This is a genomic window from Lentibacillus persicus (genome assembly GCF_900112705.1).
In the GTDB taxonomy this organism is placed as follows: Bacteria; Bacillota; Bacilli; order Bacillales; family Amphibacillaceae; genus Lentibacillus; species Lentibacillus persicus.
The window spans coordinates 1-14255 of the sequence record NZ_FOMR01000008.1; the positions used below are offsets into that span (position 1 = coordinate 1).

General features: G+C 39.9%; 21 protein-coding genes and 2 pseudogenes. 20 read left to right on the forward strand and 3 right to left on the reverse strand.

The window, feature by feature from the left end:
• From BMZ22_RS17115 to BMZ22_RS11210, 10 genes and pseudogenes are all read left to right on the forward strand, one after another.
• Nucleotides 1-192, forward strand: a pseudogene (locus BMZ22_RS17115) (group II intron reverse transcriptase/maturase); the annotation flags it as partial.
• Between the two features lie 198 nt (nucleotides 193-390).
• Nucleotides 391-1137: an SDR family NAD(P)-dependent oxidoreductase gene (locus BMZ22_RS11170; RefSeq protein WP_218144050.1), complete on the forward strand. Its 747-nt coding sequence runs from the start codon at nucleotides 391-393 to the stop codon at nucleotides 1135-1137.
• A 142-nt stretch (nucleotides 1138-1279) separates the two neighbouring features.
• A complete protein-coding gene (locus BMZ22_RS11175) occupies nucleotides 1280-1579 on the forward strand; it encodes a hypothetical protein (protein ID WP_342710455.1) in 300 nt (99 codons plus the stop codon).
• A gap of 104 nt (nucleotides 1580-1683) precedes the next feature.
• Nucleotides 1684-1860, forward strand: a complete 177-nt coding sequence (locus tag BMZ22_RS17285) for a hypothetical protein (protein WP_245745372.1) — start codon at nucleotides 1684-1686, stop codon at nucleotides 1858-1860.
• Nucleotides 1861-2254: 394 nt separating this feature from the next.
• On the forward strand, nucleotides 2255-2542 hold the full coding sequence (locus BMZ22_RS11185) for a nucleotidyltransferase family protein (RefSeq protein WP_090085534.1): 288 nt from the start codon (nucleotides 2255-2257) through the stop codon (nucleotides 2540-2542).
• The gene (locus tag BMZ22_RS11190) at nucleotides 2539-2868 is read left to right on the forward strand and encodes a HepT-like ribonuclease domain-containing protein (RefSeq protein ID WP_090085536.1); all 330 of its coding nucleotides are present in this window, start codon (nucleotides 2539-2541) and stop codon (nucleotides 2866-2868) included. The genes BMZ22_RS11185 and BMZ22_RS11190 overlap by 4 nt, the downstream gene beginning before the upstream one ends.
• Nucleotides 2869-3019: 151 nt before the next feature.
• Nucleotides 3020-3325 (forward strand): annotated as a pseudogene (locus BMZ22_RS11195) (transglutaminase-like domain-containing protein); the annotation flags it as partial.
• A gap of 87 nt (nucleotides 3326-3412) precedes the next feature.
• Nucleotides 3413-3988, forward strand: a complete 576-nt coding sequence (locus BMZ22_RS11200) for a nucleotidyltransferase family protein (protein WP_090085538.1) — start codon at nucleotides 3413-3415, stop codon at nucleotides 3986-3988.
• Nucleotides 3989-4080: 92 nt separating this feature from the next.
• Nucleotides 4081-4455, forward strand: a complete 375-nt coding sequence (locus BMZ22_RS11205; protein ID WP_143069979.1) for a hypothetical protein — start codon at nucleotides 4081-4083, stop codon at nucleotides 4453-4455.
• A gap of 119 nt (nucleotides 4456-4574) precedes the next feature.
• The gene (locus BMZ22_RS11210) at nucleotides 4575-4904 is read left to right on the forward strand and encodes a DUF2651 family protein (RefSeq protein WP_090085542.1); all 330 of its coding nucleotides are present in this window, start codon (nucleotides 4575-4577) and stop codon (nucleotides 4902-4904) included.
• A gap of 659 nt (nucleotides 4905-5563) precedes the next feature.
• Here the strand turns inward: BMZ22_RS11210 and BMZ22_RS11215 are convergent.
• The gene (locus BMZ22_RS11215; RefSeq protein ID WP_090085545.1) at nucleotides 5564-6292 is read right to left on the reverse strand and encodes a response regulator transcription factor; all 729 of its coding nucleotides are present in this window, start codon (nucleotides 6290-6292) and stop codon (nucleotides 5564-5566) included.
• Between the two features lie 267 nt (nucleotides 6293-6559).
• Here BMZ22_RS11215 and BMZ22_RS16960 point away from each other — a divergent pair, with 267 nt between their 5' ends.
• The 5 genes from BMZ22_RS16960 to BMZ22_RS16965 all read left to right on the forward strand — a co-directional run bounded on the left by BMZ22_RS16960 (nucleotide 6560) and on the right by BMZ22_RS16965 (nucleotide 7916).
• Entirely contained in the window at nucleotides 6560-6730 is a 171-nt protein-coding gene (locus BMZ22_RS16960) for a hypothetical protein (protein ID WP_177183428.1), read from the forward strand.
• 3 nt (nucleotides 6731-6733) lie between these two features.
• Entirely contained in the window at nucleotides 6734-7048 is a 315-nt protein-coding gene (locus tag BMZ22_RS11220; protein WP_090085548.1) for a hypothetical protein, read from the forward strand.
• A 68-nt stretch (nucleotides 7049-7116) separates the two neighbouring features.
• Complete coding sequence (locus BMZ22_RS17475) at nucleotides 7117-7299, forward strand: CPBP family glutamic-type intramembrane protease (protein ID WP_090085550.1); 183 nt, start codon at nucleotides 7117-7119, stop codon at nucleotides 7297-7299.
• Nucleotides 7300-7339: 40 nt separating this feature from the next.
• Nucleotides 7340-7681, forward strand: a complete 342-nt coding sequence (locus BMZ22_RS11230; RefSeq protein ID WP_090085553.1) for a hypothetical protein — start codon at nucleotides 7340-7342, stop codon at nucleotides 7679-7681.
• A 67-nt stretch (nucleotides 7682-7748) separates the two neighbouring features.
• The gene (locus BMZ22_RS16965) at nucleotides 7749-7916 is read left to right on the forward strand and encodes a hypothetical protein (RefSeq protein ID WP_177183430.1); all 168 of its coding nucleotides are present in this window, start codon (nucleotides 7749-7751) and stop codon (nucleotides 7914-7916) included.
• 142 nt (nucleotides 7917-8058) lie between these two features.
• Here the strand turns inward: BMZ22_RS16965 and BMZ22_RS11235 are convergent, their stop codons facing one another.
• On the reverse strand, nucleotides 8059-8238 hold the full coding sequence (locus tag BMZ22_RS11235) for an SE1832 family protein (RefSeq protein WP_090085555.1): 180 nt from the start codon (nucleotides 8236-8238) through the stop codon (nucleotides 8059-8061).
• A 90-nt stretch (nucleotides 8239-8328) separates the two neighbouring features.
• Between BMZ22_RS11235 and BMZ22_RS11240 the strand changes: the two genes are divergently transcribed.
• Nucleotides 8329-9213, forward strand: a complete 885-nt coding sequence (locus BMZ22_RS11240; protein WP_090085557.1) for a TIGR01777 family oxidoreductase — start codon at nucleotides 8329-8331, stop codon at nucleotides 9211-9213.
• 78 nt (nucleotides 9214-9291) lie between these two features.
• On the opposite strand, the gene BMZ22_RS11245 is transcribed toward BMZ22_RS11240, so the two are convergent.
• Nucleotides 9292-10383: an AI-2E family transporter gene (locus tag BMZ22_RS11245; protein ID WP_342710460.1), complete on the reverse strand. Its 1092-nt coding sequence runs from the start codon at nucleotides 10381-10383 to the stop codon at nucleotides 9292-9294.
• 169 nt (nucleotides 10384-10552) lie between these two features.
• On the opposite strand from BMZ22_RS11245, the gene BMZ22_RS11250 reads away from it, so the two are divergent.
• The 4 genes from BMZ22_RS11250 (at nucleotide 10553) to BMZ22_RS11265 (ending at nucleotide 14246) form a co-directional block, all read left to right on the forward strand.
• On the forward strand, nucleotides 10553-12274 hold the full coding sequence (locus BMZ22_RS11250; RefSeq protein WP_090085561.1) for a phospho-sugar mutase: 1722 nt from the start codon (nucleotides 10553-10555) through the stop codon (nucleotides 12272-12274).
• Between the two features lie 262 nt (nucleotides 12275-12536).
• Nucleotides 12537-13319 carry a TerC family protein gene (locus BMZ22_RS11255; protein WP_090085563.1) on the forward strand — a complete coding sequence of 261 codons (783 nt, stop codon included), beginning with the start codon at nucleotides 12537-12539 and terminating at the stop codon, nucleotides 13317-13319.
• A gap of 19 nt (nucleotides 13320-13338) precedes the next feature.
• Entirely contained in the window at nucleotides 13339-13698 is a 360-nt protein-coding gene (locus tag BMZ22_RS11260; RefSeq protein ID WP_090085565.1) for a DUF488 domain-containing protein, read from the forward strand.
• Between the two features lie 107 nt (nucleotides 13699-13805).
• Complete coding sequence (locus tag BMZ22_RS11265; protein ID WP_090085567.1) at nucleotides 13806-14246, forward strand: OsmC family protein; 441 nt, start codon at nucleotides 13806-13808, stop codon at nucleotides 14244-14246.
• Nucleotides 14247-14255: the final 9 nt, after the last annotated feature.

Consider the following 14255-nt stretch of genomic DNA (forward strand, 5'->3'; position numbering starts at 1 on the left):
CCGTATCAGCACTCAAAGGATGACGCATACTCAAATTTGATTATATTACATGAGTCCGTTCATCGGTTGATACATTTAAAAGACAATGAGAAAATCAAAACTCTAATCAAAATTTTGGAGCTTAGCAAAAAGCAAATTCAAAAGGTAAATGAATTACGGAAACAATGCGAAAATGACTTAATCTTAAATTAGGATAAACAGCTTCATTTCACAATACATAGAACTGAGTGAATTGGACTAGTTGGAACGCCGTATGAGGTGAAAGCCTCACGTACGGTGTGGGCGAGGGGAAAAGGGAGCGATAACTTCAAACCCTTACCTATTCGTATGAATAAGTCTTGGCGTCCGTTCATACATAAGAGCCATTTTATTGAAGAAGGGGGTACATTAATGACAAAACAAATAAAGCGTTTTGAAAATAAGGTGGCACTAGTAACAGGTGGGCGTTTAGGGATTGGACGAGCCATCGCCCGCAGGTTGCATGACGAAGGAGCGACTGTAATTACCGCACAGCGCGGCAAGGATGAAGAGTTTGACTGGGTTGAGGCAGATTTCTCGGATCCAGATTCACCAGAGCGAATCGTTAAAGAAGTCATCGCTCGAACAGGCCAACTCGATGTAGTGATCAACAATGCCGGCATGATGCAGGAATTATCGATTGAAGAGATGAGCGTTGAGGATTGGCAGCGTAATCTCAGCGTTAATCTGACAGCTCCTTTCCTGATGATTCGAGCAGCGTTGCCTTACCTGCGTCAAACGAAAGGTAGTATAGTCAATACTGGATCGACAGAGGGGCTAGCTGCCAACCCACAGCATGCGGCTTATTGTGCGTCTAAAGCTGGTCTTCATGGACTGACCCGTTCGGTGGCAGTAGACCATGGTCATGAAGGCATTCGTTGCAATGCAGTGGCACCTGGTTGGATCGACACGGAATTAAACAATGATATGATTGAAAACCACCCAGATGTAGAGGCTTTCCAACGCGATATCGCACGCATTCATCCTACAGGCCGTACAGGTTTACCCGAAGAAGTAGCAGCGCTCGTGGCATTTCTTGCATCCGATGAAGCTGGGTTTATCACAGGTCAGGTATATACTGTGGATGGCGGAAGAATGACTAAGTTGAGTCTCCCTTGAACAAGGGTTTTATATTGTTCCTGCCAATTGCTCTATAAATTTTAAACATAAAACAACAATCGGGCGCGATTGCAGAAGTAGTTCCTTTGCTTAAGTGGCCAGGGTGAGTGTCTTCTAAAATACAGGAAACGTATATTATGTTATGATAAAGAAAATACAAAGTGGCGGTGATTTTATGGGATTTATTGAATCGTCAGAAGAACTTATGAATCGCATAGAAAATATGGATCGTGATAATTCAGTTTTTCAATTTTCTATCCCGGGAAAAGGAAAATTTACTCTTGTCCTACAGGAAGAGGATGAGAATTCAATCAAATCCGATGTAGAAAAAAACCCTCAACTTAAGCAGATGATCGAGGAAAGCAAAAGTGAATATAAAAAAGGAAAAGGTATGTCAACATCAGAGTTATTAAATTCACTTTCTGCAAAGAATTTCGAATAGTGGGTACCCAAAATATAATCTGGCTCTCAGCTGTAAGAGATAAGCTACTACAGTTTAGGAGTGAACATTTTACATCAGAAGAGACTCTGGAATTCATATTTAAATTGATTTTAGATACTGAGGAATTTTTAAAAAATGAGCTTGTTGGAGAAACCTATACAGAGGAATTTGGAATCTATAAGGGTTTATCCCGAATCGTTGTTAGAAAATTTCGGGTGTATTATGAAAAAAATCAAGATAACATCATAGTCCTCGGTATATTATTTCCTGGTGAAAAATAAATATTTTTGTAGCAATAAAAGCCCTGATGTTATTGTAGATGGGCTTATTTTTTATCGAAACAGGGAAACCCTGTACTAAACAAATGGGCGCGGTTACTTAACAGTGTTTTTTACGAAATGAGTAAAACCCCCGTTAAACTCACTTGGTTATTTTATCGTTGACAGACATATTGATGATGCATTGCTAACTTGCCTTAATGGTTGCAGGGACAGCAGCTTTTTTAATAACTATTACTAAATTTATTACTTTATCGAGGGCTATAGATGTACAGTGTTATGTTTGTAAATGGGACATATTGTGACCTATAGTGAAGGGAATTTCTATATAAGAACAGATAATATTAAAACATGATATAATACTTTTAAGACCAATAAAGAATGTGAGGGATGTGTTGTGTTATATGATGTTCTTCAAGAAAAGCGTGATGTGATTTTGAAAATAGCGGATGAATACGGTATTCAAAATGTACAGATCTTTGGTTCTGTTGCAAGGCTGGAGGATGGATCTGCAAGTGATCTTGATTTACTTGTGGAATTTGAAAAGGGAAGAAGTTTGTTTGATTTGATTCGTTTTAAACAAGAAGTTGAAGATCTGTTAGACGTTAAGGTTGATGTTGTAACAGAAAATTCAATTCATTGGAGTATGAGGGATGAGGTATTAAACGGAGCAATTCAATTATGAAGGATGACAATGTTTATTTGCGTCATATTTTGGAGTGTATAGAAAATATTGAATCATACGTCCCCAATGGCGAAAGTGACTTTTTCAGTTCAAAATTAATACAGGATGCGGTAATTCGCAATCTGGAAATTGTCGGAGAGGCAACTAAACGTATATCACAGGATTTTCGGAAGCAACACCCCCAATTACCGTGGCGCGAAATGGCTGGATTAAGAGATATTCTAATTCATAATTATTTTGGGGTGGACAATAGAATTGTTTGGAATGTGGTTGAAAAAGAAATACCAACATTAAAAGAACAAATAACAGATTTACTAAATGGATAATAGGCTATAAGAAGGCTTTGATTCTTAAATCTTAGGCCTTTTAATTCCGTTCAGAATTAAAAGTGTATTTAAAACAAGTATCTTAAGCAACCGCGCGCACTAATTAGTGAGTGGGCCCTTTTGAATAATGTCAGAATATTGCAAAATACGTTTTTGTTACCAACGTTTAATGCTATTTGACACACCAGAGAAAGGCTATTGTATTCACGCTTTAAATGCCATTTTCTTAAGTTCCAAAAATAAATGGATCCGGATAGATGCCCGTGGAAACAAAAGGGGTATTGATGCGCAGTTTTCAATTAACGAAGAAAAATTAGCTTTTAAGGCCAACGAAGATAAGGATGAAAAGGATTATCCTATGATTTATGTCAATCCTCACCCCAAGACACTTTCTACCTTGAAAAACCATACAGATGCAGTGGAAATGTATAAACATCATTTACCGGCATATTTATAGTTCTGCTGTTATACCAGCTAATATTAGAAAAGATTGTTCAATCATAGGGCGCTAATCAGGAATAAAAATTGCATACAAGGGGCTACTATGGACTTAAAAAACGAGCGTGATATATTAAATTTAATTAGTGAAGATGAATGGATGATGGATATCTTAGCAACAGCTAAATCATTACATTTGCCAGACTGGTGGATATGTGCCGGTTTCATACGATCAAAGATTTGGGATACTTTACACGGGTATCGTGAAAGGACACCTACACCGGATATTGATGTCATCTACTTTGACAATATAAATATAGATGAAGCTGAAGAAAAAAGATTGGAACAAAAGCTTATTAATATACAACCTAATGAACCTTGGTCAATTAAGAACGAAGCAAGAATGCACGTTGCTAACAATATATATCCTTATTCATCTTCTGTGGATGCCATATCAAAATTCCCGGAAACAGCGACAGCTTTAGGGCTGAAGCTAGATGAGTATGATAATTTGATGTTAGCTGCCCCTTATGGAGTTGACGATTTAATAAATTTAGAGGTAAAACCGACCGGATTTTTCACAAATACTAGAAAACGGGCTGCTATTTATGAGGAACGAATAGTTAAGAAAAATTGGAGCTCTAAATGGAATAAGATAAAGGTTCAGCACATTACCTTATAATACAATCCTAATTATTCCATCAATATCAGCTAATATCAGAAAAACACTGTAAGGATGTCGGATATTCAAACGTGAAAGGAGTATTAGATTCTATGCCTAAAAGAATGTTGTCAACAGTAGTATGTGTTGGACTGCTATTTTTGGGATGTATGTTGATGTTTGGAAACGCCAATAATCTTGAATCTCAAACAAAAACGGAGCACTCAGCACATCATAAATTAAGTCAATATTCTTCTAAAGCTGATGAAAAAAAGCAACAAAAAGCCAAAAAACCTTTTGTTACCCCTGAATATCCTGTTCAAAAGTTTATTTGTATTTCCCCAGGGGAGACAGCACCTCCAGAGGCGGCAAATGCTTATATCACAGAAAAAGATGGACCACAACCAAAAGCAAAACCACTACCTAATGCAGACCCTGATAAAGCCATTGTTATAATGCAATTACCAAATCATCCATCAACAAAATGAAACGAGGACTTTGCTTAACAAGTTTGTTCGCGCCATTCTCGAATAAGAAGGCTTCCTTCTTGAATCAAGTAGAGGATTTGAAGATTTATGACTAATAGTTAAAGGGGAGAGGGAGGGGTATGTTTCTATTTATTTTGGTTGTCTTCTTTATCCTTCCGATAATTTCTCTTGTTTTAGGTGCAATTGGATATTTCGTTTTTAAAAACATTTATATAACACCTGGAATTATTGCAATAGCTACAATCGTGGCGACTTTTACAGTATTTAATTCATTTTGGTTTTGGTCTGTATTATATACATTGCTATCCCTTATATCAGGGGCAATAGAGGAAACAGAAGCTGATTCTGACATACAAAAGATGATTAAACAGGCGTTGGGACCATACCGGGGGATACTGGAAACTATCATTGGAAAACGAATATCGCGCTGCATCGGTATGCCCAATTAGAAACAACGATGGATAATTTGCTCCTTTAGGCGCTTTTAGATGTATCCGGCGCAGAACTTGCATTTTCCAACGGGTGGCGCTATGGAGCGCTTATTGTTGGGCCAATTACGCTGAACGATTTATGGAATTATGGAATATGGCACCGACTAATCCATCCCAAAGGACTGCGTATTCAGGATTTATTTATCGGCGACAAACGAGTGGATAAAAACCGAACCTATAGTGCGTCGTTTGTTACTACCCAAGGCGTCCCCAAAAAGTATGGAACCAATCGCCGTGACCTCAATGTCCATGCAATCGATGCCTTAAAACAATATATCGAAAAGACCGAAACCGTATCCCCTGCATTAAATGGTACGGTACAGGTAGTGTAATGGCTTAGGGACAAGCATTTATGTATTTCGCTGGTTAAACGATGTGACATCAAAAACTTCTTATCCTAGGGGAAGGTACCTGTGCTATACGGATAGTAGATAAACAGCAGTCGCACAATAAGGTGGCTGTTAATTCGACTTCACTAATATAAAGGTCTGGGTCAACACCAACAAATACAAAGCAGGTAACATGTTGTAGTGTATGTTGGTCCATCATCGACGTCTTAACTTAGTTACCGGGTATTTGTAATCTAGCTAGGTCTTATGAATTTTATATTCATAAGATTATTTTGACAAGGTATATTTGTCAACTGTCTTAATTTTATATCCAATTCCCCTAACCGTCGAGATCATATTGCCTGCAGAACTAGAAACACTGTTTAATTTTTTCCGCAAACGATTAACTAGGGTATATAATACCCAGGTATCGACAGCGGAGTCATCTCCCCATATTTTTTTCATCAAAAATTCTCGAGAAAATACTTTATTGGGCTCTTCAGCTAAAATACACAACATCTCAAATTCTGTTGGTGTCATATTCACGTTAACCTCGTCTACTGTTACCTGATAAGTATCACGATTGATTGCTAAAGGAGAAAGAATGAGTAGATCTTTTGACTGCATTTTAATCTTTTTGTAACTATTGCTTGTAGCACGACGCAATATAGCTTTAATACGCAAAACCAATTCCCTTGGACTAAAAGGTTTAACGATATAATCATCCGCTCCTGCTTTGAACCCTTGGATACGACTGGATTCATCGCCTTCTGCTGTTATTATAATTATTGGTGTTTTTTTATCCTTACGTATCTGTTTAGCTACAATAATACCATCTTTTTTTGGCCACATAAGATCCAATAAAATAGCATCATAGTCTTTTTTAAATGCTAGGTTTAGGGATTCCCTTTCATCCTTTGCTTCTTCCACCACGAAATTCTCCCGTTCCAAATGCATTTTGATAAAACGACGCATTCCCATCTCGTCATCAACTACTAAGATTCTTGGGCATTCCATTTCTACAACCACCTTCATACATAAAATTCAGTGCAAAGTAATAATTAAAGGATGCAATAATTATTATAGAATAATTCTATGAATTTCTTATGAAAAGAAAGTATTAACTAAATCTCTACCACAGTGTTTTTCAATGTGGTCTCCTATATATGGAGAAAAACATTTTGAAACGAATTTTCATTGATGAATACAAACATTGAGAGTTATTTAAAAAGAAAAATAAAGATGGAATCCGTCCGGTAGTTAACAAGGGAGAAGAGTGTTTCCGTGACTGCGGAAATTGGGAAATGGATTCAAAATATAAATTCAGAATATTTATTTAAAAATGAAACTGATTTATGTATCAATCCGTATTTTATTATTGGAGATGTTCGGAATGAAACCAAATGGGCACCTAAACTTGTAGAAAACGTTAATTTTGGTTGTCAGGGAGGGTGATAAATGAAAAAAGTTATTAGCTGGTCAATATTATCATCCATAATAATTGGTCTAGTTGTTTGGGTTACAAGTATTATTTTCACATTTTCATATAGTGAATGGAGTTTTTTCATTGGTCTGGCCTTATCGGTTGTACTTTTCTTTTTTAATAGCAGTGGGGGTGCTTTATCTAAAGGAGCAACGCTGGAGGCAAGCGAGTCCGGATGGAAAATCCAGAAAGAAAATAACGAATTGAAAGTAAATGTTGGTGTCGTGTTCTATGGCTCTGTTCTTTATACTATTATCAGCTTAATCATTAAGATTATCTTGTATTTTTGATACTAAGTGATTTCATTTTATTACAGAAACGGGGGCGCTAATACGATAGTGATAAACTTCTTCGTTTTATAGTAGCGTTATTTGTGTTCTCCACTTTATTTGCATTTGTACATCAGGGATATATACTATTTGGGTTTGTATTAGGAATGGTTTTTGGGATTGTTTTTGGAATATCACGGTCTTTGGTACCTGTAATACTCCGCCATATTATTTGGAATATATTTGCACTTTTCTACTTCAACTATATTTAGATCACAGTTGCCAATAGTTCCGTTAAAAGGAGTGAATTTGTTGGAATATAAACAAGTTGATGATTGCTTTATTGTTAATAACCCCAAGGATTTGCTCTCCGCGTTAAATAACAAAGAAGATTATATTATAATTCACGAAGATTATAAAGAAGAGTTCGAGAAAAATACTCAATTGCCCCTTACGGAAAGAGAAGAAATAGCTTTTCAACTAGGATTCCGTGGTTGGGCTGGAATTTGGGGAGGATTATTTTTTCATATTATCAATTTCTTTAGCAAAGGAAGTAAGCAACAAAAGAAAATTGACAGCAAAATCCGCAAATACCACGTTAAAAAATTAAAAGAAAATGAAATTCTCTTGTACCTACGTCAATCGGAGTATTAAGTATCGGGCGCAAATGACGAACAGATGTATTTAATAGCAAGGCAAATGGGAATAGAGGGGGATTTTATTGGATTCGCTTATCTTACAATTCGTGTTAGTTTGTGGAGTGCTATATGGCCTTATTTCATTCTTTGTAGAAATTAAAAAGAAATCCAATATGAGTAAAAATCAGTTAGGGTTATCAATTGCCTTAATGGTTGCAGGGACAGCGGCTTTTTTAATAACTATTGACTAAATTTATTCCTTTGTCGGTGCCGCCTAGTCCCTCATGCTAAGTTTGGTGCGTTTTTCGTCTCAACTAATAGCTTCTGGACATATTATCGACCAGGGTAAGGATAAAAGCCGGAGCACCTGCCATGGGAGCCCCGGTCATAACATCATTCCACTTCTTCCAGTTGCTGATTCAGTTCTTTAAGGCGCTCCTCGATTTCCACCATCTTTTTTTCACCTGTGGATGTATTAACACCGAAAGACGTCGCCTTTTCGACGTCACCTTGAATGCGTGCGTAATCTGACTTTAACTCCGCCATTTCCGCTTCAATTTGTTTTTTCGTCATACGTATCACTCCCACTATCAGTTTAGCTGAAATCCCCTTTACAAAACAAGGGGATGCTTTGTGATATTATAAAATAGACAGGTGGTTTATATGAAAAAAGTAGTTTTAGCCGGGGGAACAGGATTTATCGGTGAATATTTTAAGGAACGATTTAATGAGCTGGGATATAAGGTGAAAATCATATCAAGGCAACAACAGTATATTTCCTGGGATGATAGATCTGAAGTAATTGATGCTTTAGAAAATGCAGAGCTTCTGATTAACATGGCCGGAAAATCAGTAAATTGCCGGTACAATGAGGAAAATAAGCATGAAATTATGAATTCCAGGATAAAGACAACGAACATACTTGGGGAGTCTGTTTTGGCTTGTGAAAATCCACCTAAGGTTTGGATGAATTCCAGCACGGCAACTATTTACCGACACGCGGAAGAACGTCCGATGACAGAAGAAGATGGAGATATTGGTTCAGGGTTTTCAGTAGATGTTGCCACAAACTGGGAGAAAACCTTCTTTTCTTTTGACTTACCAAAAACAAGGAAAATCGCCCTTCGTACAGCTATTGTGCTTGGTAAAGGGGGCGGGGTAATAACCCCCTACCGAAATTTAGTGAGATTTGGGCTTGGCGGTGTACAAGGATCAGGGAAACAAAAATTCAGCTGGATTCATATTGAAGATTTGTTCCAGATCGTTCTTTTTCTAAAGGAAAGAGGTGATCTTAGCGGTCCATTTAATTGTTCGGCTCCGAACCCTGTTAGCAACCAGGAACTTATGAAATTGTTGCGACGTGAAATGAATATGCCGTTTGGTTTACCTTCTCCTAAATGGCTGCTTGAAATAGGGGCAACCCTGATTAGGACGGAAACGGAATTGGTATTGAAAAGCCGCTGGGTTATTCCGGAACGATTGGAACGAGAGGGCTTCAAATTTACTTTCAGCACACTTAATAAGACCTTGCAAGACATTCTGCAGTAAATGAAAACGTTTTTTATTGTCGTGCATTAAAATGACGTCTTCCACATAAGGAAAATTTCAGTGGCTGTCAATTATCAATCAAATCAATGAATCATATTCGTTATCGTGTGCGTCCTGATATGTTTCATAAAAATGACTGATAATCGTTTTAACAACCGAATAAATTGGAATGGCAAACAGCATGCCGAGCAGGCCACCGATACTCCCGGCAGCAAGCACCACTGTTATGACGGTCAGCGGATGCAGATGCAGCGCCTTGCCCATGACGTTTGGCGAAACAAGGTTCCCTTCAATCTGCTGGGCGACGATCATGACGATGGCTACCCAGACAGGCATCAACGGATCCTGGAAAAAGCCTACAATAATAGCAGGCGTCACAGCAAGGTACGGTCCGATAAAAGGAATCACACATATAATCATGCCGAATATAGCGAGTGTCAAAGCATAATTCAGCCCGATAATTGCGTAACCGATATATAAGAGAATACCAATACAAAGCGCGACGATCAGCTGTCCTTGAATGAACGATGTTAATGAATCATCGATTTTGGTCAGCAATTCACGAATGTTTTCCGCTTTCTTTTTTTTAAAGAATTTTGTAATAAACGGAACGAACTTTTCTCCATCCTTTAACATAAAGAACAGGAAAAACGGGATAAGAATCAGCGCAAACAGGATACTGATAAATTCACCGATAAACCCGAATATAAAGGACATGGCTTTTTCGATGTATGTTTGCAAATTAGATGTAATATTATTGATGGTTTTATTGACTTCATCCGGGATCAAATTCTGGTTGGATTGCCAATAGCCGATAAGGTCCTGCACCCCTGACACCATTGTCGGTATGTTATTAACAAGATTTGAAAATTGTGTTTGAAGAATTGGAACAATGTACCTCGCAACCACAAATAAAAATGCCAGAAGGAGCAAAAATACAATCATGATTGCTGCGATCCGGGGCATCTTCAATTTTTCCAACAAATGCATCACCGGCCGGGTCAGGTAAAATAGAATCCCGGCGCCAATGAGCGGAAATGCGACGGCACCGACATATTTAAAGATTGGGCTGAAAATGAAATCGGCAGCCGAAACCAATAAAATAAGTGTAAATATAAGAATTAAAGCAATCAGTGTTTGAAACCAGCGTTTTTGTACCAAAGCGATCACATCTTTCCAATTTTAACTAATACGTTTATTGTAACTGTCTTTGTAATGAATAGAAAGGTTATTCTTTATTTTTACCCTGAGAGCCTTCATGTAAACTTAGAAACATAGAATACAGGTTAGAAGTATGATAGAATTTCAACATAAGATGGTAACGAGAGAGGTGTCTGTGATGCGTCACTGGGAAACAACTTATGAGAAATGGCGTACATATAAAAATCTTAATCCCGATTTAAAACGTGAACTACAGTTAATGCATGATGATAAAACGATGCTGGAAGATGCATTTTATACCGAATTGACATTTGGGACGGGCGGACTGCGCGGTGTGCTTGGCCCAGGGACCAATCGCATGAATATCTATACTGTCAGAAAAGCGGTGAACGGTCTTGCCAACTATATAAAAGCGCATATTATTAATGTGAATGAGCGCGGTGTCGCGGTGGCCTATGATTCCCGATATATGTCGCGCGAATTTGCGCTCGAAACAGCAAAGGTGCTCGGTGCTCATAGCATTAAGGCGTACGTCTTTGATGAATTGCACCCTACACCGTTGCTGTCGTTTGCTGTCAGACATCTCGGTGCGGCTGCGGGGGTTATGATAACAGCGAGTCACAACCCGCCTGAGTACAATGGGTTTAAAGTTTATAATGAAGACGGCGGGCAGATCACGCCGGATGAAGCAAGTAATATTATCAGCTATATTCAGAAGACAGAAGATGAACTGACGGTGCCTTATCTTGAAAGCGAAGCGCTTGAGAGCCAAGGGTTTCTAACGTGGATCGGTGAGGAGGTCGATCAGGCCTACATGAAGGAGCTGCAAGGCATTTCAATGCTGAGCACGCAGGAACTAAGCAAGGATAAAGACTTAGAAATTGTGTTCACACCACTCCATGGAACTGCACATCAGCTCGTGCTTCTCGGGTTAAAACAGCTCGGATTTAACCACGTCAATGTTGTTGAAGAGCAAGCTGTTGCGGATCCCGATTTTTCCACAGTTGAATCCCCGAACCCTGAAGAACATCAGGCATTCAGCATGGCTATAGCGCTGGGTGAACAGACAGATGCGGATATTTTAATCGGCACAGACCCTGATGCGGACAGGCTGGGCGTTGCTGCGAAACAGCCGGATGGGGGATACGCTGTTCTGACCGGGAACCAGCTTGGTGCGTTAATGCTTGACTACATCCTTTCGCACAGTAACAGCGCGGCGCTTAAAAATGGGCGGATGCTGAAAACGATCGTAACATCCGAATTGGGGCGAAAAGTTGCCCAACATTACGGTGTGCCCACGATCGATACGTTGACAGGATTCAAATATATCGGTGAAAAAATCCGGCAATTTGATGAAACCGATGAAACGTTTATTTTTGGCTACGAAGAAAGCTACGGCTATCTTATAAGTGATTTCGCACGTGATAAAGATGCTGTGCAGGCAGCCGTGTTGGCAAGTGAAATGGCCTATTACTGGAAACGTAATGGAAAGACACTTTTCGATGCGCTCCATCTGCTGTTTGAACGGCACGGTTACTTCCAGGAAGATATGCTGTCACTGACGTTTAAAGGAAAAGAAGGATCGGAAAAAATCGCTTCAATCATGGAAAACATTCGAAAAGAACCGTTGACCGAAATCGGAGGACTCCAGGTGCATTATGTCGAGGATTACCTGGTGAGCGAACGTAAAGCCATCACCAGTGGACAGACCGGGCGTATCGAACTGCCGCAGGAAAATGTGGTTAAATTCGTTTTGGAAAACGACAGCTGGGTCTGCTTGCGCCCGTCGGGTACCGAGCCGAAAATTAAGTGCTATTTTGGTGTGTGCGAAGAAAGCGAAGATGCTGGTCACGAACGTCTGAACGATTTAAAAGCGCATATGGAAAATGTAATAACGTAGTCTTGTGTTTGCTGCAGACGGCTTTTACACATCGTTCTTGACATTTGCCGGCAGAAGGTTTTAAATAAAAGTAGCTAAATATACGTTCAAAACGATTGAAGGGGAGTAGCTGCACAATTCACGTCGTCATTACGGGATGGACAATCCCCGGCTGAATTGGCAACATACGTTGTTTGCGAGACCTTTACCGCGCTGGGTAAAGGTCTTTTTTATGGTCTTTGCCTGTGGGCGGAGACCATTTTGTTTTTAAGGAGAGATTGTTGTGGAAGCCCAATTACTGGTTGAATATTTATGGGTATTGGTTGTACTGATTGGTCTGGAAGGTCTTTTGGCCGCGGATAATGCGTTGGTTTTGGCGATAATGGTCAAACATTTACCGCCTGAGAAACGGAGAAAAGCGCTTTTTTATGGTTTGGCTGGTGCCTTTGTACTGCGTTTCGGCTCGTTGTTTATCATTTCGTTTCTCGTTGACGTCTGGCAGGTACAAGCTCTTGGTGCCCTGTACTTGTTAGGGATATCCGCTAAAAATTTATATGACAGGTTTTCGGTTAAAACTGAGTCTGAAGAGGCCGCAGCCAAAGCTGAAAAAACCGGCAGCGGCTTTTGGATGACGGTTGTTAAAGTGGAATTTGCCGATCTGGCTTTCGCCGTTGACTCCATCTTGGCAGCAGTTGCTCTGGCAGTTGCATTGCCCGAAACGGCATTGCCGGCAGTCGGCAGTCTTGACGGCGCTCAATTTGCCGTTGTGTTTGCCGGCGGTATGATCGGGCTGATTATTATGCGGTTTGCGGCTAACATTTTTGTGGAATTATTACAAAAACGACCTGGTTTGGAAGTTGCTGCATTTGCGATTGTCGGCTGGGTAGGCGTCAAGCTGGCGGTCATTGTCTTGGCACATGATGATATTGGCCTTGTCCCTCATGCTTTTCCCCATTCGACAACCTGGAAAATTATATTCTATGCGGTGCTCGTGGCGATAGCTGTTATTGGCTGGTTTTCATCCGGCAAAGTTGCGGAAAGCACGCCACAGCATGACAATTACTGATTAGAGGAGGTTTCAGCGAATGCCTGTTAATTTGAAGCGCATTTATGATGAAGCAGCAAGCGATGATGGTGTTCGTGTACTGGTTGACCGTGTCTGGCCACGAGGCATATCGAAAGCGAAAGCCCAGCTGGATCATTGGCTAAAAGAAATTGGCCCTTCCAGCGACCTGCGCAAATGGTTCGGGCATGATCCAGAAAAATTTGATGAATTTAAAAAGAAGTATAAAGAAGAATTAGCTGATGGTGAACAGCGGGAAGAACTGCAGAAGCTCAAAGGTCTGACTAAAACACATAATAAAGATATTACGTTGTTATTTGCTGCAAAAGATGAAAAGTATAATCAAGCCCGTGTGCTGAAAGAAATATTGGACAGGCAATAGCCGGGGGATTCTTTTCATTTGAAGCAAGCGGGATTCCTTATGAACTTCAGCCAAAAGCTTCATCGATGTTAACGATTAGTGTTATGGTTATAGAGAGAGGTGATCTAATGGCACAGCACCATTTTCATTTAGAAGCAGCGTGGCCGGGCGGGAGAAATAGCAGTGGCTCGATCGATGCCGGCAACTTAAAGACGGAGATATCCATTCCATCTGAAATGGACGGCCCCGGGATCGGGACAAATCCCGATGAGATGCTGTTGGGAGCGGCTGCCACTTGCTATGTGATAACGCTCGCTGCGATGATTGAACGGCGGGAACTCCCGCTCAAGGAGATGTCCCTGAATTCAGAAGGGATCGTTGATGTAACAGATGGCGTCTTCACCTATGAAAAAATCATTCATAAGCCGTATGTAGTGCTAGAGGAAAACGCCACCGAAAAAGATTATAAAATACTTCGGAAATTAGTTGAAAAAGCCGAAACAAGCTGTATGATCTCCCGCGCGATTCAAGGAAATGTCGTGTTGGAACTGCAGCCGGTTGTTAAGTGAGCCTGGGTT